This is a genomic window from Caldivirga sp. UBA161, from assembly GCF_002506515.1.
GTDB lineage: Archaea > Thermoproteota > Thermoprotei > Thermoproteales > Thermocladiaceae > Caldivirga.
This window is the reverse complement of sequence record NZ_DAXS01000066.1, coordinates 1-19392: the sequence shown is the minus strand read 5'-3', so window position 1 is coordinate 19392 and position 19392 is coordinate 1. Positions and strand designations below refer to the sequence as shown.

Genomic DNA, 19392 nt, shown 5'->3' with positions numbered 1-19392 from the left:
ATATAACTTAACTGTACTTATCAATTAACTGCTCAAGACTCAATAACTCATACTTAATTCTCCTACCTGATTCGGCGCTCTCCTTAAGGCCCTCAATTATATCATGAACCAGTAATGCATCGTAAATTGACTGTTCCGGTTTATGGCCCTCGGCTAAAACATCATCAATAAAATGCCCCACAACACCCTTGAAGGACTCCACGTAATCCACGGTCTTACCCATCATGAATGAGCCTGCTTGAAGTGATGAAACAACATCATCAAAGGAGTTAATTGTTATGGTGCCCTTAGTTCCAATGATCTTATCAAGCCACATGAATGGGTATGATGATAAGTCATCTGCAGCCCAATTAGCCACAATATTACCTAAAGCTCCATTCCTATACCTGAGGGTGGCTACGAAGACTTCATCACTCTTGACCTTCCTGTAAGTTAATGTACCCCACATTGCCTGAAACTCAATGGGTGGCCCAAGGAGGTAATTTGAAGTATATATTGAGTGGTATGATTGAGTGAATAATGCGCCATGATGCCTCCTAGCCACCTCCTCACTTAACCTTTGAGTAACTATGAATAATGCATATGTTGGTTCACCAATAGCTCCACTTTTAATAAGTTCCTTAGCCCTCTTAACCTTAGGCCTAAAGATATAGTTATGAACAGGCATTAGTACCCTATTGGTTTCAATGCTAACCCTAGCCATATCTGCAACTTCCCTAGCGCTTAAGGCTAGGGGTTTTTCAACAAGTACATGCTTACCAGCCCTCATTGCTTCAACTGCCTGGTCATGATGATGCTCATCAGCGCTACATATTATTAACGCATCAATGCTTGGATCATTGATCAATTCCCTAAAGGAGTAATATGGCTTAGTCTCCCAAGCCTTAGCAATTTCCTCAACTCTATCTTTACTATGGCTGAATACACCTGCTAATTCACCATACTTAGTATTCTTAAGTGCATTATAGTGATTCAGGGAGACTTCACCAAGCCCAACAATGGCAACTCTAATTTTTCTAGTTAGGTTACGCATTAGCCAGAATAAGCTCAAGTGTTTAAAATCAATTACGCTAACACTGTACTATATTTTTAGAGTGCATTAATGAGACCATAAGAGACTGCTCCTGAGTTAATGTGAGGAAGTTTAGGGAAATAATTAAGAATTTAAATTAACATTAACCTAATGCCGCAGTGGCCTTAACCATACCAGGGCGTCCACTTAACCCAACCAGCCGTATGCTCGAAGGCAGCGCCCACACCTATAATGTATGCTATTAACCCAGCTAGTATTAATATTACCATCACTATATAACCCATGTACCTACCAACACTCCTACCATTAGTCATGTATACTAGAGGCGATAATAATGGCGCTAATCCAGTTAAAATATATAATGCAGCCGCTAATGATGGTTCAGTGGTTAAATGATACTTAATTATATCAACACCGTATACTATAGGTATGATACCTAAGAATGCTAATGGTATCGACACAGTGTATAATGATCCTGTGAAGTATAATGCTAAGCCGATTATTAATGCTGCAGCACCGAATAATGGCCATGGATCCATTAAAACTATATTATATGAACTAGGTAATGGCCATGTAGCTAAACCCCAAATACCAGTAACTAAAGCGAACACACCTATACTCATGTAGTAGAAGGATAATGTCTTAATAGTGGCAGGACACTCAACAGTACCCCTTGAAGCAACCTCACTCCTAGCCACTGTAGCCTGCTCAGCAGGTGGATCCTCATTAATTGGTCTTGTGGTTAACCAAACAGTGTAGGCTGTACTGAGTAGAGTTGCTCCCAGTATCATCAGGAATATGTCCAGGGGATCCATGAAGAGAGCCATACTTCCTCAATACCAAGGTATTTCACTTCTCAAATAAAATTTACTAATAATAGCTTCCACATAAGCTACCACATAGTGCAGATTTATAAATACCTTCTAAAAAGTGATTAATATATTACCGTATTTCACCTTCATTCTATTACCTATAATATACTATAGCATTAAGCAGTTAAGCACATTCATTCAGTTAAGATCACGTAAAAATAACGCCGCCAATCGGAAATAAGCTTCATGAAGTGTAGATTGGTTAGAACTATGTGAGCTAATTCATGAACCTAGTATATAGTATTTCACCTTCCTCTTCCCAACTACCTTAACCATAACTGTGGCTAAACCCCTACTTGTTAATGAGTCCAGGGCCTTATATACTCCTAGTAATGATCCTTCACCAATAGCCTTCCACACCCCATAGGCTGTTAATGGAACACCCTTAGGTACCCTTGTTAATATTACATCCTGGAGGCCCTGGGTTTTACTACTTCTCTCCGCCCTAGTACTGAAGCCGGCCCTGACTTTAGGTGAACCAGATACTATAGCTATTGATTCATTAATTCCCTTAGCCGCCACGTAGGCTGAGGCTGAAATTGGCCTAGCGAACACTGAGTGCTTGGCTAATTCAACTACCGCGTTAATAGTATCCTCAGGTTTAACACTCATGAAGTTAACGCCTAATTCCCTTAATTGATCACCTATAGGGCTTTTAAGTGAACCCACGTGAACGCCTATTATTCTAGGCATAACGCTAATAATGCCCTTATCCTCAAGTTCCATGAAGCCCTTAACTAAGGCAAGGGCTAAGGCACCCCTCTCCACAGGCACTGTGACTGCCCTTAAGTTATCAAGCTGTTCAATTAACTCATACGATATTGTCTTAAAGCCCTCTATTAGGAGTGGGTTAAAGTAATCCACTGAGGGGTTCCTAACGCAATTCACGCATACTTTAGTACTTAGCTTGGCGAGTATGAGTAAGTCCCTTGGATCAACACTAGAGTCAACGCTAACAGTAACCTTAACACCAGCCATGGATAAGTATAATGCTAATGACCTGGTTAAATCCTCCTCGAAGGTTAACTCAACATCGCCACTATTGCTGACGCTGGCTAAAACTGCTGAACCCCTATCATAGTATGTGCCCGTGGGGTTATTACCCTCATACTTAATCATAATACCGTTAATCCTCCTAATCTTAGTGAAACCTTCACCAAGGCTAATAAGCCTACTGGGCTTCGGTAACTCATTAATATACCTCCACACCCCAGGTAGGTTACTTCTATGAAACTTACTGAAGCTAGCCCTATATAGCAGCGGTAAACCACACCTTGGGCACACCCCAGGTTCACTACTCCTATAACCGCATAATATGCATGTAAACTCCACGTAATTACTGCATTGAATTAAGGTTTTTAGTATTGCGCCCTGATGATTAAGTAACCTTAATGGGCTGCATTCTTTTTCATTATTTTCATGCTCACTTTCGGTTGTTAATACCCAATTAGGGCTGCTCCAAAATCAATAAGTGTAGGAAAGCTTAACAATTAATATTCCCGTAGAATGCATAGTGGGATGAACCTAATGAGCTAGGCGAGGAAGGACCCTAACTTAACCTGCTCCTCACTGATGAGGATCCAAGAGAATTCCCGTAGGTGGGGAGTAGGGATAAAGAAATTATAAGTAACATAAGAGTAATCAAACCATTTACACTTATGGATTAATTATATAATGGGGTAACATGAGGGGTAGCTGTGGCTTACGTATCCTTTGATATTGATGGCACGTTAGTGAATTCAACTAATAGGCTTAAGTTATGTTACGTTAATGGCGCCATTAACTGGGATTGCTTTCTAGACTGCAGCAAGCTTCACCTTGATTCACCACTGGTTAACGCCATTGAGTATGCTAATTCACTGGCTAGGAGGATGGGTATACTACTGTTGACTGGGAGACCTGAGAGAATGAGGCAATGCACCATTAATCAACTCACTGGTTACGGGTTACTGGGCTTCATTGACTTAATCATGAGGCCTAACGATAATCATGACCCGGACCCAGTCTATAAGGCCCAGGCCTTAGCTAAGGTACTGAGTAAGTACCCTGTGGTGGTGCACTTTGATGATAACCCAGACACGGTGAAGGCAATCAGGAGGTTGGGGATTGATGCGGTATTAGTGTAAATTAGCTCATAGCGTAAGAGATATTAAAGCATAAGGCCTATTAAAAAGCGTGTTTAAGCCCTATAACCTTGAACAGGGAACATTCCTAGTTAGATTAGCTAGGAGGGCGGTGGAGGAGTTCATAAGAAGTAAGCGTATTATAAAGCCGCCTGAGGACACACCCAGTAGGCTACTTGAGGATAATTACGGAGTCTTCACTACGATAGAAACCATGAGGGAGGATGGGTCAACTGAATTAAGGGGATGCATAGGTTTCCCAAGGGGTAACGTTAACACTGTTAGAGCAACGATAAACAGTGCCTTAGCTGCTGCTTTTGATGATCCGAGGTTTGCGCCACTTGATGTTAATGAACTTGAGTCAGTGGTTTTTGAAGTAAGTGTATTAAGTCCTCTGGAGGAGGCTAAGTTCAATTCCCCCAAGGAATTAGTTAACTCAATTAAGGTTGGTGTACATGGCTTAGTAATAGAGAGGGGAATGTACAGTGGTTTACTTCTTCCTCAGGTGCCCGTTGAGTACTGTTGGGATGCGGTAATGTTCCTTGATGAGGCGTGCGAGAAGGCTTACCTAAGGCCTGAATGCTGGGCTGAGAAGGGCACTAGGGTTTATACCTATGAGGCCCAGATCTTCAGGGAGAGGAGGCCTAGGGGTGATGTTTACGAGAGGAATCTTGCAGAGGAATTAAGGAGGTGTCACCTTGATGAGGCGTAATTACCCACCAGCCTCTTAATCACATTAACGTCAACATTAGATAAAGGCTTACTGGACACTATTATGGTGCATAGGGTGTTTTCCACTATGGGGACGAGATAAACATTAACGCCATCCTTGACTATACCCATGTAGCTTAACTTATCCCTACTCAACATGGCCACATAATCATTCAGTGATTCAAAGGGGTAATCACCATCCTTCTCAATCACCTTAAGGTTAATGGCGTCGACTAATGCTAAGGCATCCACATTAACCATATCCCTAACCTCACTTAGGCTTGATGGCGCATAGTTAATCATCATTACTGGGGATTCCTGCTGGGTGGGTTGACGTGTTGTTAATTCACTCACCTTCCTATTAACCTCACTAATAATTAAAGTTAAGTTCTCTATCCTACTGATTAACTCATTCTTAAGTGAATCCACTGAAGCCTGGCCGGCCTGTTCACCAGCTTGTTGAGTACTCATGCTCTGGCTACTTGGGTTTTGCTGTATATTTATGTTGCTTAAATTACTGGTTGAGGATGAAGAACCCTTAACCCCACTTCTCCTACCCCTTCTAACAGCTAGGAGGATAACTATTAATGCTATCACTACTACGGCTATTATCAGTACTATGTTTACTAAGTTCATTATGTGTTAGTTCACTGAGTTAATATAAAAATATTGCCCCACATTCTAATGGGGAGCGATGATTAGGAGGGGGATGAGGAATAGGCACATTATTGATAAACCTAAGCCAATACTATGAATAACCTTACCGGTTAACACTGCCGTGGTTAATGCTGAGGCCAGCAGCATTACTGATGGTACGTGGTAATTGAAGGGTGAATTAAAGGAAGCATTAATGGTAGCCGCTGAGATTGTACCATTTATGAATTTAAGGAATTCAATTAACGCAATGTAGTTAATAGGTATTAGCACTCCGTAAACCACATTATCCCTAAACATGCTCCTAATTTGAAAAACCAGTGAATCAACTACCCTAGCGGCCCTGGTTACGAAGTATGGTGCACCAATACTGTGGGCTATATCCCTTATCCTTGAGAATTCGCGTTCAATAATGGATGAGCCCATTATTTCCCTTGGATTAGGATTCCAGGTTAACTCAAGTATAGGCTCCATAATCCTTTGCTCCAGGTTTACAATGAGCCTTATGAAATTGAGGAATTGGGGCATGTATAGTATTGAGAAGCCCAGTGAGAAGGCCATTATTGCGTAGTTTAAGGAATGTGTAATTAAGTATACTAATAATGCTGAGGTGAAGCCTATGGTGGTGGGTTTAACGTAATCATATTCGTATAGCTTCAATTGATTAACGTGAATAAGGGGTATTAGTAGCAGTGGTGCTAGGATAAGAATTGAACCAGCTAACCCGACGCCTATTAGCATTATCATTAAGGCCTCAAGCATAACCAACGCCATTGTTAACATTAACACACTTAAATTAACTTCACTACTCATCCTCCTCCAATCCTCAACCATATTGCTGAACCTCTGGTTAAGAAACTCAAAGTACGCATCATAACTTATACCACTCTGCTCATAATGCCTAGCCATGGTTAATAATGCTTTACCAGCCTTAGTTAACTCAATATTATCGCCAATTAACCTAATAGCCTCCTCACAACCAACTAAAGGAGACATTAAAATCAGTAAAGTTAAGTTAACTAACTCCCTAATCCTCATACACTAATTACTGGGCGGCTTAAATCCACATGTATGCATGTAGGTTAACGTTGAAGCCGTAATAACCCTACATTGCGGATGCTTATTAAGCTAGGTATAAATAATCCATTAGGCGCCTGCATAGCTAGGCTGCATCCAGTTTAGCTTATTGACCTTAATAACCTTATGATTTAATCCTAAGCATTAAATATCTAATGAGTTTAGGCTTCACTTAGGAAGCGCCAGGATAACACTATTCCTATCGCTGAGAACACCACTGCGAATATTGTTAGGTATAGGAAATCCATGGGTACGCTGAATGATGAAACACCCAGCAGTAGGCCCCTAGTTACATCGTTAACGTATGTTAATGGGTTAATGTAGGCTATTGGCCTAAGCCACCAGGGCATCATCTTTATTGGGTAAAAGGAGTTGCTTGCAAACATTAACGGCATATTGAGCAGGTTTATTATAGCCATTTGGGACTGCCAATTGGTTGAGCGAAGCGCTAGGGTTAAGTACAATGATGAGAATCCTAGGGAAAGCAATGTTAATGCCGCGTATACGCCAATTACGCTTAAGGCAAATTCAAGTGGGGTTAACTTAGTGTTGAACTTCATGCCTAGGAGTACAGCTATTAGTAACACTATGGTGGCTTGGGCAAGTGACCTTATCACTGAGTTAAGTACCTTACCCATTATTATACTACCCCTAGGTACAGGTGTTGTAAGTAACTTACCTAAAACGCCTAATCTCCTATCCCACACTATACTCATGCCGCTGTTCATTGCCGTGAAGAAGGTTATTTGAGCAACCATTGATGCGGCTAGGAATGAGAAGTAGTCTGTTGTTCCGAAGGTTGACTTTAAGTAGGCTTGAGCTATTTGATCAATGACCTGCTTAGGTATGTTTAATCCAGGTATGTTAACGCTGCCGTTAGTGAATATTGAAGCCATGTTCATTGACTTACCGAAGAATGCTAACCAAACTATTGGCTGAATCAAGGTTACTATTAGGACCACTGGCGCTTTATACCACTTTTTAAGTTCCCTATCAGTTAGGGCCCATAGGCCATGGAGTGGATTACCCATTCCCCATCACCTCCTGGCAGTGTTTATAATCCTCCTCATGGCCATAGCCTCCTCCCTACTACCCCACTCCTCCCTTAGGCTATGGCCTGTGTACTCCATGAAGACCTCATCCATTGAGGGCTCCTTAATCGATATGCTCATTACCCTAATCCCAGCCTTACTCAATATGTCAAATATTACTGGCGCAGCCCTGCTCCCATCCTTAACCTTAAACCTAACGTAACCCTCAACAACCTTAACGTCACTTAAACCATCAACACCCTGAAGCACCTTAACTGCAAGTTCAGGGTTACCGGCAACCTGTATTGAAACCACGTCACCTCCAATGCTCTCCTTTAAATCCCTAGGTGTCCCCATGGCTAGTATCTTACCGTGATCAATTATGGCTATCCTATCACAATATTGATCAGCCTCCTCAAGGTAGTGGGTGGTTACGAATATTGTTGTACCCAACTGCTCCTTAAGCTTATAAACATACGACCATATTGCAGCCCTCGTTTGGGCATCGAGACCTAGGGTTGGTTCATCAAGGAACAGTATCTTAGGCCTATTAATTAAACCCATGGCTATCTCAAGCCTCCTCCTCATACCACCAGAGTATGTTTCAACCTTTCTATCCGCTGCATGAGATAGCTCAACTAGATTAAGTAATTCAGTAGCCCTCTCCTTAGCCTCCTTCTTAGGTATCCCGTATAGGCTGGCTATTAGCATTAGGTTCTCCCAACCTGTTAAATCCTCATCACTAGTATACTCCTGCGGAACAACACCAATCGATTCCCTCACCTTAGCAGGTTGCTTAACAATATCGTAACCATTCACTAATGCCGTACCCTCAGTGGGCCTGGTTACAGTGGTCAGCATCTTTATGGTGGTTGTTTTCCCAGCACCATTGGGGCCTAGGAAGCCAAACACCTCACCATACTTTACGTCAAAGTTAATGTGGTCCACAGCCAATATTGGGCCATAGCGCTTAGTCAAGTTTATGGCCCTTATAGCTGAATCTGATGGCATAGCTATCCGATATCGATACTCGGCTCAGTTTATAAACGTTTCTAACCCATTAATGCTTTACAGTTAACCAGCCTCCTTATTCTCAATCCCCCTGGGGCCGAATAGGTTAATATTCCTTATCCTCATCCTAACGGTACTATCAACCCAATGCCAATACATTACCTTAGGTTCACTGAACCTATAGCATAGTAAGGCATCATAACTACCCTTGTATAACGTTGGGAAGTGAATTATACCAAGCCTAGTGTTTATGCTGAAGCCAAGCCTATGGGATAATTTAATCAACCACCTTGACTGATCACGTACAATGCCTAATTCGCCTTCCCTATACGCCTCCATTAAGCCGCCTAACACTGGCTTAATTTCCGTAACTATTAAGTTAGCCTCATTAACCGTGAAGGTATGGGTGCGTTTACCCATGGCTTAACCTTAACTGCTGCTGCATTTAAGCGTAATTAATCTGGGGGTTACTGGGTTTATAGAGGTGGTTAAAAGTATTAACCTAGTTGATTACCATTCAAGATTCACAATCATTAGCAACGCTTATTATTCCCAGTCAAGTACCCTCACCTATGCTTAACGTCACTGACAGAATGATAGTGCTGCCTGGGGATTTAATTGGTGGGAAGAGCAATGACTACGTCATAGTTGGGTCAGTTTACTGGGAGGGTGATAAGGCGTATGCCGCAACAGTGGCTATGATTAATATTAAGGGTGACGTGAAGCCTATGGAGGTTCAGGTAATACCACTGAATGGGGCCTATAAGCCGAGGCAGGGGGATATAGTAATAGGTTACGTGATAGATATATTGGTTAATGGTTGGGAGGTTGACATTAAGTCCCCGTACTCGGCTTACTTACCAATTAATGAAGCCACCTTGAAGCCCATTGATGTTGTTACTGCGGATTTAAGGAACATACTGAACGTAAGTGATATAGTCCTTGCTAAAATAAGTGACTTCAACCTGGCTAAGGATTATCCAGTAACATTAACAATTAAGGAATCTAGGTTAGGTAGGATTGAGGATGGTACTGTTATTGAAATAGACCCGGTTAAGGTACCTAGGGTCATAGGGAAGAAGGGATCAATGGTGAATATGTTTAAGGATGAACTCAACTGCGATGTAACAGTGGGTCAGAATGGTAGGATATGGGTTAGGTGTAGGGATAAGCGTGATGAATTGTTCGTATCGCAGACTATTAAATTCATTGAGAGGGAAAGCCATCAAAGTGGATTAATGGATAAGGTGAAGGCAATAATACAGAGTTATAAGTCTACATCTGGATTACCGTAAATTAAACCTATTAGGGTAGTTACGTAAATGAACATCATGGGTATGGTGATTAAAGGGAATTAGAATCATATTGTTAAAGCCAAGCCTAAGTAAGTTTAAATACTATGTTACCTGGCAAGTTACTGAAATGGGTAGGAAGGATTACTGGGTTGTGTGGAGGATTAACATTGATTCAACCGTAAGTAGGAGTAATGGCAGAGTTGCGCCTAGGCAGTTGGCTGTGGGGAAGCCTACATTGGATGAATTAATTAAGGCTGCTTCAATGCTTGGGCTTAAGTATGAGGCTCACCCTGAGAAGAAGCATCCTAGGCATTGGTTTGAGGAAGATTACTCAGGCTGCATATACGTTTACAAGGTTGAGGGTTATAGTAGGAGAAGCCTTATTAAGAAACTAGCCCAAATAGTGAAGAATAGTAGGAGGGGTGGTTAACATACTTGCAGTATTCATAACTGGTACAGCGGGTTCAGGGAAGTCAACATTAACCTCAGCCTTAGCCGACTACTTGGAGAACCAGGATAACTACGTCAGTGTACTTAACCTAGACCCAGCTGCCGAATACCTACCCTACACACCTGATATTGATATTAGGGATTACGTATCCGCTAGGGGCATAATGAGGAAGTATAAGCTTGGCCCAAACGCATCATTAATAGCTGCCGTTGACCTAATAGTGACTAGGATTGATGACATTAAGCAGCAGATAAGTGACCTGGACCCAACCTACCTAATAGTGGATACGCCTGGCCAGCTTGAAATGTTTGCCTTCAGGGATACTGGACCCTTGGTGGTGGATAGGTTAACTATGGATAAGTCCATGGTTCTCTTCGTAATAGACTCAGTACATGCAAGAACACCACTGGGCCTTGCCTCAAGCCTACTCCTATCACTATCAGTACAGTTGAGGATTCAGAAGACCCAGGTTAATGTACTTAATAAGGCTGATTTACTGACTGAGGAGGAGATTGAGGAGATTGAGAACATGATTGAGGACCCAGATTACCTAGAGGTTAAGGGTGGGTCAGAATTAGTGTCGAGGATAGGTAGTGTGATTAGGAGCGTTAATATTCTATCTGAACCAATACCCGTGAGTTCAGTTAATGGGCAGGGGCTTGATAGGCTACACGCCATTATGGAGCAGGTACTGACTGGTGGTGATAAACCATCGTAGCACCACTTCATCTGTTTCTGGGATTAATATTAGCATGACGGCATAGCTTAATACCTGGGTTAAATGAACCCCTATGCTTGACTTAGTAGCCCTAGGTGAACCCCTAGTCCAGTTTAACGCCGTAACGGAAGGCCCATTAAGGTACGTAGCATATTTCGAGAAGCATTCAGCAGGCTCTGAGGCTAACGTATGTGTAGCAGCCTCTAAGCTTGGGCTTAGGAGTGGGTTAATAACGAGGCTTGGTAATGATGAGTTCGGCTTATTCATATATGAGTGGCTTAGGGGGCAGGGTGTTGATGTGTCTAGGATTAAGTTTGACCCTGAGAGGCCCACTGGAATATACTTTGTTCAAAGAAGTTACCCAGTACCAGGGGTTAGTACCGTACTATACTATAGGAGGGGCTCCGCTGCCTCGGCGTTAAGCCCCAGTGATCTGGATGAGGAGTATATTGCTGATTCAAGGATCTTCCACACCACCAGCATAACAATGGCTATAAGTGACTCAGCCAGGGAGGCAGCGTTTAGGGGGGTTGAAATTGCCCGTAGGCGTAATGTAATGGTGTCCTTTGATGTAAACATTAGGAGGCTCCTCTGGCCAAGTATTGAGGATGCGGTTAAGGCTGTTGAGGTGGTGTTAAGGAATGTTAATGTATTGTTCCTTGATGAGAATGAGGCTGAGCTACTATTCGGTACCAAGGATCCGCAGGGTGTTTTTAGGGAGGCGGAGGCTAGGTTTGGGATTAGTAGGGTTATCTTAAAGATGGGGCTTAAGGGTTCGGTGGCTAGGTGGGATGGGGAGACCGTTAGCTCAAAGGCATTCCAAGTACCGGTAAAGGATCCAATAGGTGCAGGGGATGCTTACGCAGGCGTCTTCCTGGCATCGGTACTTAAGGGACTCCCACCATCTAGGGCTATAGTTAGGGCATCCGCTGCAGCAGCCATGGTAGTCATGGTTAGGGGTGATGAGGAAAACCTACCGAGGGAACAGGACTTAGAAACCTTCCTACGCAACTATGGGTTAAGTGATGTGGAATTAAGGTAAAACACTAACCTTCCTGGTGAATCTAGGTATTATTGCACCTACACATGCTTAATTACCTTAAGGTGGTGATGGGTTTAAAAAGTGCCTTCAGTTAGGAAGTATGCATGTCCAGTGTACCGCAGATTGTTGAGTTGGGGTTACGGATTGTTAACTCAAGTGAGGAGAGGGGATTAACTGTGAGGCTACTTGGTGGTGTGGCCGTCTACATACTTGCCTCTGACGTATATTCTAAAATACCTTCATTATCAAGGGTTCCTAAGGATATAGACTTAGTGGCTCATGCTAAGGATTCAAGTAAATTAGCTTCATTAATGGAGGATATGGGTATTGAGGCTGATAAACGCTTCAATGCCCTTCACGGTTACGAGAGATTAATGTTTAGGGATCCTAGAGGTGGTACTAGGATTGATGTTTTCCTGGATGTGTTTAGGGAAAGCCACGTCATAAACCTTAAGGATAGGTTGGAGGTTTTTAAACCCACAATACCGCCAAGCGACCTACTTTTAACGAAGCTTCAAATATGGAGTATTAGTGAAAGGGATATTAAGGATATAATAGCACTACTATTTAAATTTAAAATAAGTAATAATGATTCAGTTAATGAACTAAACATTAATAGGTTAACCAACCTAACATCAAATGACTGGGGATTGTACAAAACCATTATGGTTAATTTAAATAGAGTCATTGAATATGTGAAGGGTAGTGGGGATTTAGTTAACATTACTAGTGAAGTGATTAGTAAGATTAATGAAATCTCCCTTAAAATTGAGGGGGCGCCTAAGTCAATGAAGTGGAGGCTTAGGTCCATTATTGGTGAGAGGGTTAAGTGGTATGAGGAACCTGAAGAGGTTGGTTAATTTAAAGTGTTAATAAATTAATAAGCGCGCAGTAATCTTTATAAGCTAGTACTTCATGTAAATCCTATGAGTAGTGGTGAAACTAGTAGTTCTGGTAGTGAAGAGGAGAAGAAGCAGGTTACCATTAAGGGTGTTGATAAGGAGCTTTACGATAGGGCTCTTCAATTGTCTAGGGAAATGGGTATAACTGTTGGTGAGTTGGTTAATAAGTCATTGAAGGCATTCATATCGCTGGTTGATGTAACTAATAAGGCTGTTACATCTATGGCTCAGGCATTATCAGAGTCAAGTAAGGCATTCGTAGAGGGCGCTAAGGGTGTTAGGATTATATCTAATGTTGATGAATTAGCAGTCACTAAGGAGGATCTTGAGGGCCTTGATTCACAGGTTACCTTCAGAGGTATTAAACGCCTAGTCTTCAGTAATGACATCACTTGGGAGTTATTTAATAGTAAGGTTAGCTCAATAATAATGTGCGATGAGGTGGTTTTACCTAAAAACATACCTAAGCTTAAGGCCGTTGAGAAAATGAGGTTCGTTAGGAAGATAACAGTAACGCAGTAGTGAATTAATTTAATATTTTTAAACAATGTTTTATTAAAGGCTGCGCCAACTCTTAACTCATGGAAACCCTTCAGTTAAGTCCATTAAATGAGCTTGTGCAGACGGGAATACCGTATGGTTACCTCATGTTGATTAGAGGCGACTTAGGCATGGGTAAGACACTTATGGTTAAGCGTATTGCAAGGGAGGTCCTTTCAAAGTACCCTGTACTATATGTTACTTTTGATGATGACCCTAATTCAATTAGAGGTGAGCTTAATGAATACGCACCTAAGTTATTCATAATAGATGGATTCAACCTAGGTGAAGCCACTGGTAGAACATTGCCTAATATTGTAGGTAATATAACTGAATTAGACCCAAGGCAGTTAATTAATGTAATAATGAGTAGTTTACCTCAGACTAAGGCCAGGGGGATAATTATAGATTCGGTGAATGACATGCTTATGAACATTGATCCAAGGAGCCTCCTCTTCCTACTAAAGGAGATTAAGATGATTACTAGGCGATACAATGCTATAGGCGTCATAGTTGCCCACACAACTACTGAGGGCTTGAGTGAAATGATTGATAACATGGAGTATGTATTTGATGGGATAATTGAGATTGAACTTGACCCAAACCTAGCTCAATTAGGTATCCCTGTTAGGAGGCTTAGGGTGAAGAGGCTCAAGGGTACAGCTCACTCAATAGACTGGTTCTACTTCACAATATCTAAGGGCGATATGGTGCCGGTTAACATAGATGACATTAGGAAGGCCCTAGGCAATACCCTTAACATGCAGGGAGGGAAGTAAGGGGGTTAAGGCTTATTATTTTACATATATAAATACGCAGTAGTAGTGAAACTAATTAATTATTAAGTGGTAAGTGTTATCCCTTAGCTAAAAAGCCTATTAATGATAAATACTTTGTATCGCCTATTTCCAATACGTTGATAGGCGAAATAAATAAATACCCTAGCTTGTCAAATACTTTATGAGCAGCTCCGGTGAAGACCGAACAAAGAAGTGGTATGATACGTCAATTAAGGTGGCAAAGGAATACGGTGGCAAAATCTCAGTAATGCCTAAGGTCCCTGTTAAAGGCCTAAGAGACTTCTCAATATACTATACCCCTGGGGTTGCCGGCGTATCTCTTGAAATAGCCAAGAACCCTAACCTATCCTTCGAATTAACTTGGCGTTGGAACGCAATAGCTGTATTAACTGATGGAACCAGGGTACTGGGCCTGGGTAATGTTGGACCTGAGGCAGCGTTACCAGTAATGGAGGGTAAGGCACTCATATTCAAGTACCTGGGCGGCGTTGATGCTGTCCCACTTCCAATTAGGGTTAAGTCCAAGGAGGAGTTCATAGCTGTGGCCAAGGCCATTGAGCCATCCTTCGGTGGAATAAACCTGGAGGATATTGAGTCACCTAAATGCTTCTACCTACTGGATACTTTAAGAAAGGAGCTTAACATACCTGTGTGGCATGATGATCAACAGGGGACTGCCGGTGCAATTCTGGCAGGTTTATTTAATGCCCTTAAGATCACTGGCAAGAGCATTAGTGACGTTAAGATAGTGCTTTTTGGAGCAGGAGCATCAAATATTGCCGCAGCAAGGATCCTTCACGCAGCTGGCGCAAATTACAAAAACATGATCCTAATAGACAGTAAGGGCCCACTACATGCCGAGAGGGAGGATATGGATAAGCTAATGCTTAATAACCCATGGAAGTATGATTTAGCACTCAAGACCAATAAGGAGAGGAGTAAGACTGTTGAGGAGGCTATGAAGGGTGCTGACGTATTAATCTCAGCATCAACGCCAGGGCCTAATGTAATTAAGAAGGATTGGATTAAAGCCATGAATAAGGACGCAATAGTCTTCGCCCTAGCCAACCCAGTTCCTGAAATATGGCCATGGGAGGCTAAGGAGGCTGGAGCCAGGGTTGTGGCCACTGGTAGGAGCGATTTCCCTAACCAAATAAACAATAGCCTAATTTTCCCATCAGTCTTCAGGGGTGCCTTGGATGTTAGGGCTAGGGGGATTTCCGATGAGGTTATTGTGGCTGTTGCCAAGGAGATTGCCAAGTATGCTGAGGAGAGGGGGATCACTGAGGACTACATTATACCAACAATGGAGGAGTGGGAGGTTTACCCAAGGGCAGCTGCTGCAGCAGCCGTGGAGATTGTTAAGGAGGGATTAGCCAGAGTCACTACAACATATAATGAGGAGCTTGAGAGGGCTAGGAGCATAATAGCTAAGTCTAGGGCATCAATGGAGAAGCTTATGAAGGAGGGACTTATAAAGGAGCTTCCAGCTGAGTTAATGAGGTGAAGATCATGGTTAAGGTTAGGAAAGCAGGGGAGAAGGACTTGGAAAACGTGGTTGAACTGGTGGTTAGGTTAAAGAGACTGAATAGTGAATTCGACCCATTACTTAAGGTTAGGGATGATGTTTACGTTCAAGTTAAGAACTGGGTAAGCGGGTACCTGAATAATAAGGGTAAGCTACTGCTTGTGGCTGAGTCTGATGATGGTAGGATAATTGGCGCCCTGGTGTCTGAGGTTAGGGAAAGGTTATTCTATGAACCACGCATGGAGGGCGTCATAATGGACTTCTACATCATGCCTGAATTCAGGAGGAGGGGCATTGGGAAGATGATGATGGATGAAGCCATTAAGATGCTTAGGGAAATGGGTGCACACGTAATATCAGCGGAATTCCCAGCCCAGAACCAGATATCGGTAGCCTTCTATAGGAAGTACGGCTTCAGGCCAATGATGAATGTATACGTTAAGGAGACTTAAGAGGCTAGGAAAACCTTAATAGCCACCAGTTCCTTATTGAAAATAAACAAGTTCTGATTCTCCATGCTTAAAACCCTTAAACCACCAGCGAATACGCCCAGGGGGGTATCCTTTATTTTACTTAAGCAATCCTGTAGGTATGATGATAATTCCTTTAGCCTACTGGAGTCATTAACCTCAACGTAAGCCATCCACGTGAACTGCTGCCCATTATCAACAATAATGACCCTCTCAGCAGCATTCTTAAGTAGGCATTCAAGGGTACTTCGAAAGCCGGCTTGAGTAGGTGCAGGTGCTTGGTTAATACACTTATCTAACTGGCACTCCCTCATGATTAGCTACTCATTAACCTATTTATAATTATTACGAGTTAAGTAGCCATTAATGGTAATAGAACACCCTTAATCCTCAAGGCTTATTAAGTATAATTCACCATCATTAGCGGCAACCCTCTTAACTTTACCCATTACATACGCTAAAGCAACTAGGGCGCAAACTGCGGCATCATAGGCATCCTTACCTCCATTAATCACCAGCTTCCTCACTCCTAATTTACTGGATAATTGAATCAAGTCAGTGTTAAGCCAGTGAAGCACGCTCCATGGGTGAGTTTCAATGACCTTAATGCCTAATTCCTCAAGCCTATTCCTGATCCAGGTAGCCCTCTCACCTAATTTAATCATCCACCTCCAGTTAGCTGGCATAACCCTAAGCCCCATCTTAAACATGAGCCTATCAACATCCCTATACTTACCTACCCCACTAAGGGGTGCATCAATAGCCACCACTGATGAATCCCTTAACGCATTAATTATTTCATCATTACTTCCAACTAACCCACTAACCAGTACCCCATCACTAACCTCAGCCACCCCACTCATCCTTTTCACTGATAAGTCAATACCGCCAAACTTCACTGCTTCTGCTGGCTCTGGCACTGCTTAACTAACTCCTCATACTTCCTTTTAATCTCCTCGAACTCAGCCTGTTGCCTCTTCAAGTGTTCAGCCTCCTCGTCAAGCTTTTCCTTAAGTTCCACAAGCATGCTCTCCCTAACCACAAGGGTTCTTTGATAATTAATCAACTCCCTCTCCCTCTCCAGTAACTTCCTCTCCCATTCAGCCAGCCTCCTCTCCTCCTCAGTTAACCTGGTCACTAGGGGCTCTAGTTTACCTTCAAGTTCCCTCCTCCTGGCGTCAAGCTCATTCTTAACCGCCTCAAGCTCCTTCTCCCTCCTACTTAACTCATCCCTATAATTATTCAACTTAGCCTCAAGTTCACTTAATTCCCTAGCCTTCCTCTCCCATTCAGCAGCCAACTTATTAACCTGCTCCTCCCTGGCCTTAACTTGACTCTCCCTATTGGCTAATTCCTGGAGCCTAGCCTTAATCTCCTCCTCCTTCTTCTCAAGTTCCTTAAGCCTCTCTGAATTAGCCTCGATTCTAGCTGCCTCAAGTTGAAGCCTAGCCTCAAGGTTCTTTAAGTTAATTTCCTGCTCCCTGAGCCTAGCCTCCCTCTCCTGAATATCCTTAAGGGCCTTCTCATAGCTACCCAGCCTATTAACTAATTCAGTTATAATACTCCCCATGTTGTTGGATAAGTTAGATAAATCACTCATTAGTTTAGAGGCAGCTTCAACCTTATGCTTCTCCTCCTCCAGGGCTGCCTCAACCCTATTTAACTCCTCCTCCCTCCTCTTAAGGCTCTCCTCCCTAACCTTAAGCTCACTCTCCTTATTAGCTAATTCAATTATCCTACTCTCAAGCTCCCTCTGCCTACTAATAGCCTCATCACTGGCTGCCTGAAGCCTAGTGGCAACCTGCTCAATCTTTGAGAATTGATCAAGGAGCTGACTTGACCTCTGGGAGACATCACTCAACTTACCATCTATCACACTCATCATGTTTAAGCCACCTTCAAGGCCCTTATTCAATTCATTAATCCTAGCCGTTAACCCATTGGCGGCATCCTCCATCACCTTACTCAACTGCTCAACCCTACTAAGTAAGGCTGAGAGAGCATTTAGGTAACTGTCCGTGGCCTGCGAGAACCTCTGGTATAATTCACTTATGTCGCTTATCCTCTTATCCTGAACTGAGACAATATCCTTAATAATACTGCTTAAGTCCTGAATAACCTTACTAAGCCTACTCACCTCACCCCCAATACTCTGAAGCATGCCTCTAAAGTTACTAACCTCATTCACCAACGCCTGCTGCTGCTTATTAAGATTATCAACAGTTAAGGCAATCTGCTCAATCCTCTGCACAATACCCTGCTGATCCTTTCTACCACCGAATAGTGACATACTTTATAAGCCTTGCTAATTATTTTAAACTTATCGCATACTGACCTCTTCCCCCACCCTTGGAGAACAAACATTTCTTGAAGCCTCAGTAGTCACCATTTGGCTAGGAAGCTTTAGTGTTTAATTTACCACAGGCTTCCTTAAACCTAATTGCCCTGCACTCAAAACTCACCCAACCTTAAAAGGCAGGGCTTACCTCTCATTTTGCCAGTATCATTGTGCTGAATAATGAGTTTACCGGCTTCGCCAACATGCCAATCATTAATGGAGCCATTATTAAGGTGCCCGCACGAGTAGGATTTACCATACTAGAAATCATGTGAGCCCTCTAGCATTGCCCCGGGACCTAGGTTATTTCTTCGAAGTCTTCTTCACCAAGATGCCTCACAATCCTTATGCGGTTATTTTTAGCGAACTCAATGGCCTTGTTATAGTCCTTGGCCTTCTTTACGAAGGCTATTATGGGGATGATTTCCCTATTGGCCACTGTACTCCTTAGCTTATTAACCTTGTTGGTGAATTCCTCCACGTCCCTAAGCCTCAGTGTTGTCTTAACCTCAGTGACGATAATCTTATTATTAACCTCAGCATAGCCGTCAAACTCCCCAACACCCTCAACCACACGCCTCCTAAGCTTAATAATATTAATTCCAAGCTCATCCCTAACCCAACTAGGCAAGTAATGCCTCACATTCTGCTCAACCAAGTAACCAACTGTATCAGAAAGCCCACCATAACCCCTAGAGAGGCTATCAACACTCTTACTAAGTCTATTCACATTAATCTTCAACCCCCTAACCTCCTGCCACAATCTATTATTCTCCTCCCATAGTTTGTTTACGTC

At 42.6% G+C, this 19392-nt stretch carries 22 protein-coding genes and 1 pseudogene; 11 read left to right on the top strand and 12 right to left on the bottom strand.

Annotated features, from left to right (window positions below; translation table 11 throughout):
- Positions 1 to 7 precede the first annotated feature (7 nt).
- From BP896_RS07260 to BP896_RS07250, 3 genes are all read right to left on the bottom strand, one after another.
- Complete coding sequence (locus BP896_RS07260) at positions 8 to 1033, bottom strand: Gfo/Idh/MocA family protein (protein ID WP_291767133.1); 1026 nt, start codon at positions 1031 to 1033, stop codon at positions 8 to 10.
- Positions 1034 to 1197: 164 nt separating this feature from the next.
- Positions 1198 to 1860 (bottom strand): DUF981 family protein, encoded by a 663-nt coding sequence (locus BP896_RS07255; RefSeq protein WP_291767130.1) that lies wholly within the window; start codon positions 1858 to 1860, stop codon positions 1198 to 1200.
- A 267-nt stretch (positions 1861 to 2127) separates the two neighbouring features.
- The gene (locus BP896_RS07250; protein WP_291767128.1) at positions 2128 to 3237 is read right to left on the bottom strand and encodes a pyridoxal-phosphate dependent enzyme; all 1110 of its coding nucleotides are present in this window, start codon (positions 3235 to 3237) and stop codon (positions 2128 to 2130) included.
- A 365-nt stretch (positions 3238 to 3602) separates the two neighbouring features.
- Here BP896_RS07250 and BP896_RS07245 point away from each other — a divergent pair, with 365 nt between their 5' ends.
- Both BP896_RS07245 and BP896_RS07240 read left to right on the top strand, forming a co-directional pair.
- On the top strand, positions 3603 to 4031 hold the full coding sequence (locus tag BP896_RS07245; RefSeq protein ID WP_291767125.1) for an HAD family acid phosphatase: 429 nt from the start codon (positions 3603 to 3605) through the stop codon (positions 4029 to 4031).
- A 49-nt stretch (positions 4032 to 4080) separates the two neighbouring features.
- Positions 4081 to 4740 (top strand): TIGR00296 family protein, encoded by a 660-nt coding sequence (locus BP896_RS07240; protein WP_291767123.1) that lies wholly within the window; start codon positions 4081 to 4083, stop codon positions 4738 to 4740.
- Here the strand turns inward: BP896_RS07240 and BP896_RS07235 are convergent.
- From BP896_RS07235 to BP896_RS07215, 5 genes are all read right to left on the bottom strand, one after another.
- Entirely contained in the window at positions 4722 to 5375 is a 654-nt protein-coding gene (locus BP896_RS07235) for a hypothetical protein (protein ID WP_291767121.1), read from the bottom strand. The genes BP896_RS07240 and BP896_RS07235 overlap by 19 nt on opposite strands.
- A gap of 45 nt (positions 5376 to 5420) precedes the next feature.
- A complete protein-coding gene (locus BP896_RS07230; protein ID WP_291767119.1) occupies positions 5421 to 6431 on the bottom strand; it encodes a hypothetical protein in 1011 nt (336 codons plus the stop codon).
- 200 nt (positions 6432 to 6631) lie between these two features.
- Positions 6632 to 7501 carry an ABC transporter permease gene (locus BP896_RS07225; protein ID WP_291767117.1) on the bottom strand — a complete coding sequence of 290 codons (870 nt, stop codon included), beginning with the start codon at positions 7499 to 7501 and terminating at the stop codon, positions 6632 to 6634.
- A gap of 6 nt (positions 7502 to 7507) precedes the next feature.
- Entirely contained in the window at positions 7508 to 8512 is a 1005-nt protein-coding gene (locus tag BP896_RS07220; RefSeq protein ID WP_291767115.1) for an ATP-binding cassette domain-containing protein, read from the bottom strand.
- Positions 8513 to 8575: 63 nt separating this feature from the next.
- Positions 8576 to 8932: a DUF2203 family protein gene (locus BP896_RS07215; protein WP_291767113.1), complete on the bottom strand. Its 357-nt coding sequence runs from the start codon at positions 8930 to 8932 to the stop codon at positions 8576 to 8578.
- A 152-nt stretch (positions 8933 to 9084) separates the two neighbouring features.
- Between BP896_RS07215 and rrp4 the strand changes: the two genes are divergently transcribed.
- From rrp4 to BP896_RS07170, 9 genes are all read left to right on the top strand, one after another.
- Positions 9085 to 9807: an exosome complex RNA-binding protein Rrp4 gene (rrp4, locus tag BP896_RS07210; protein ID WP_291767111.1), complete on the top strand. Its 723-nt coding sequence runs from the start codon at positions 9085 to 9087 to the stop codon at positions 9805 to 9807.
- Positions 9808 to 9934: 127 nt separating this feature from the next.
- Complete coding sequence (locus BP896_RS07205; protein WP_291767109.1) at positions 9935 to 10237, top strand: signal recognition particle subunit SRP19/SEC65 family protein; 303 nt, start codon at positions 9935 to 9937, stop codon at positions 10235 to 10237.
- Positions 10230 to 10976 carry an ATP/GTP-binding protein gene (locus BP896_RS07200; protein ID WP_291767107.1) on the top strand — a complete coding sequence of 249 codons (747 nt, stop codon included), beginning with the start codon at positions 10230 to 10232 and terminating at the stop codon, positions 10974 to 10976. The genes BP896_RS07205 and BP896_RS07200 overlap by 8 nt, the downstream gene beginning before the upstream one ends.
- A gap of 73 nt (positions 10977 to 11049) precedes the next feature.
- Complete coding sequence (gene kdgK, locus BP896_RS07195; protein WP_291767105.1) at positions 11050 to 12018, top strand: bifunctional 2-dehydro-3-deoxygluconokinase/2-dehydro-3-deoxygalactonokinase; 969 nt, start codon at positions 11050 to 11052, stop codon at positions 12016 to 12018.
- 104 nt (positions 12019 to 12122) lie between these two features.
- Positions 12123 to 12878, top strand: coding sequence for a hypothetical protein (locus BP896_RS07190; protein ID WP_291767103.1), 756 nt, complete (start codon positions 12123 to 12125; stop codon positions 12876 to 12878).
- Between the two features lie 66 nt (positions 12879 to 12944).
- On the top strand, positions 12945 to 13442 hold the full coding sequence (locus BP896_RS07185; RefSeq protein WP_291767101.1) for a hypothetical protein: 498 nt from the start codon (positions 12945 to 12947) through the stop codon (positions 13440 to 13442).
- 59 nt (positions 13443 to 13501) lie between these two features.
- Positions 13502 to 14239 carry an RAD55 family ATPase gene (locus tag BP896_RS07180; protein ID WP_291767099.1) on the top strand — a complete coding sequence of 246 codons (738 nt, stop codon included), beginning with the start codon at positions 13502 to 13504 and terminating at the stop codon, positions 14237 to 14239.
- Positions 14240 to 14420: 181 nt separating this feature from the next.
- Positions 14421 to 15767 carry an NAD(P)-dependent malic enzyme gene (locus BP896_RS07175; RefSeq protein WP_291767098.1) on the top strand — a complete coding sequence of 449 codons (1347 nt, stop codon included), beginning with the start codon at positions 14421 to 14423 and terminating at the stop codon, positions 15765 to 15767.
- 5 nt (positions 15768 to 15772) lie between these two features.
- Complete coding sequence (locus BP896_RS07170; RefSeq protein WP_291767096.1) at positions 15773 to 16240, top strand: GNAT family N-acetyltransferase; 468 nt, start codon at positions 15773 to 15775, stop codon at positions 16238 to 16240.
- On the opposite strand, the gene BP896_RS07165 is transcribed toward BP896_RS07170, so the two are convergent.
- The 4 genes and pseudogenes from BP896_RS07165 to BP896_RS07150 form a co-directional block, all read right to left on the bottom strand.
- The gene (locus BP896_RS07165) at positions 16237 to 16572 is read right to left on the bottom strand and encodes a hypothetical protein (RefSeq protein ID WP_291767094.1); all 336 of its coding nucleotides are present in this window, start codon (positions 16570 to 16572) and stop codon (positions 16237 to 16239) included. The genes BP896_RS07170 and BP896_RS07165 overlap by 4 nt on opposite strands.
- Positions 16573 to 16641: 69 nt before the next feature.
- A complete protein-coding gene (locus BP896_RS07160; protein ID WP_291767093.1) occupies positions 16642 to 17178 on the bottom strand; it encodes a DUF429 domain-containing protein in 537 nt (178 codons plus the stop codon).
- The gene (locus tag BP896_RS07155) at positions 17154 to 18548 is read right to left on the bottom strand and encodes a hypothetical protein (protein ID WP_291767092.1); all 1395 of its coding nucleotides are present in this window, start codon (positions 18546 to 18548) and stop codon (positions 17154 to 17156) included. Before BP896_RS07155 ends, BP896_RS07160 begins: the two co-directional genes overlap by 25 nt.
- Before the next feature lie 346 nt (positions 18549 to 18894).
- Positions 18895 to 19392 (bottom strand): annotated as a pseudogene (locus BP896_RS07150) (hypothetical protein); the annotation flags it as partial.

What these genes read in the sequence shown, in the direction of transcription:
- BP896_RS07215 (WP_291767113.1), bottom strand. Translation starts at nt 8,932, where the DNA reads ATGGGTAAACGCACCCATACCTTCACGGTTAATGAGGCTAACTTAATA.
- BP896_RS07175 (WP_291767098.1), top strand. Translation starts at nt 14,421, where the DNA reads ATGAGCAGCTCCGGTGAAGACCGAACAAAGAAGTGGTATGATACGTCA.
- BP896_RS07205 (WP_291767109.1), top strand. Translation starts at nt 9,935, where the DNA reads ATGGGTAGGAAGGATTACTGGGTTGTGTGGAGGATTAACATTGATTCA.
- BP896_RS07185 (WP_291767101.1), top strand. Translation starts at nt 12,945, where the DNA reads ATGAGTAGTGGTGAAACTAGTAGTTCTGGTAGTGAAGAGGAGAAGAAG.
- BP896_RS07165 (WP_291767094.1), bottom strand. Translation starts at nt 16,572, where the DNA reads ATGAGGGAGTGCCAGTTAGATAAGTGTATTAACCAAGCACCTGCACCT.
- BP896_RS07220 (WP_291767115.1), bottom strand. Translation starts at nt 8,512, where the DNA reads ATGCCATCAGATTCAGCTATAAGGGCCATAAACTTGACTAAGCGCTAT.
- BP896_RS07225 (WP_291767117.1), bottom strand. Translation starts at nt 7,501, where the DNA reads ATGGGTAATCCACTCCATGGCCTATGGGCCCTAACTGATAGGGAACTT.
- BP896_RS07155 (WP_291767092.1), bottom strand. Translation starts at nt 18,548, where the DNA reads ATGTCACTATTCGGTGGTAGAAAGGATCAGCAGGGTATTGTGCAGAGG.
- BP896_RS07180 (WP_291767099.1), top strand. Translation starts at nt 13,502, where the DNA reads ATGGAAACCCTTCAGTTAAGTCCATTAAATGAGCTTGTGCAGACGGGA.
- BP896_RS07230 (WP_291767119.1), bottom strand. Translation starts at nt 6,431, where the DNA reads ATGAGGATTAGGGAGTTAGTTAACTTAACTTTACTGATTTTAATGTCT.
- BP896_RS07170 (WP_291767096.1), top strand. Translation starts at nt 15,773, where the DNA reads ATGGTTAAGGTTAGGAAAGCAGGGGAGAAGGACTTGGAAAACGTGGTT.
- BP896_RS07235 (WP_291767121.1), bottom strand. Translation starts at nt 5,375, where the DNA reads ATGAACTTAGTAAACATAGTACTGATAATAGCCGTAGTAGTGATAGCA.
- BP896_RS07190 (WP_291767103.1), top strand. Translation starts at nt 12,123, where the DNA reads ATGTCCAGTGTACCGCAGATTGTTGAGTTGGGGTTACGGATTGTTAAC.
- BP896_RS07260 (WP_291767133.1), bottom strand. Translation starts at nt 1,033, where the DNA reads ATGCGTAACCTAACTAGAAAAATTAGAGTTGCCATTGTTGGGCTTGGT.
- kdgK (WP_291767105.1), top strand. Translation starts at nt 11,050, where the DNA reads ATGCTTGACTTAGTAGCCCTAGGTGAACCCCTAGTCCAGTTTAACGCC.
- BP896_RS07255 (WP_291767130.1), bottom strand. Translation starts at nt 1,860, where the DNA reads ATGGCTCTCTTCATGGATCCCCTGGACATATTCCTGATGATACTGGGA.
- rrp4 (WP_291767111.1), top strand. Translation starts at nt 9,085, where the DNA reads ATGCTTAACGTCACTGACAGAATGATAGTGCTGCCTGGGGATTTAATT.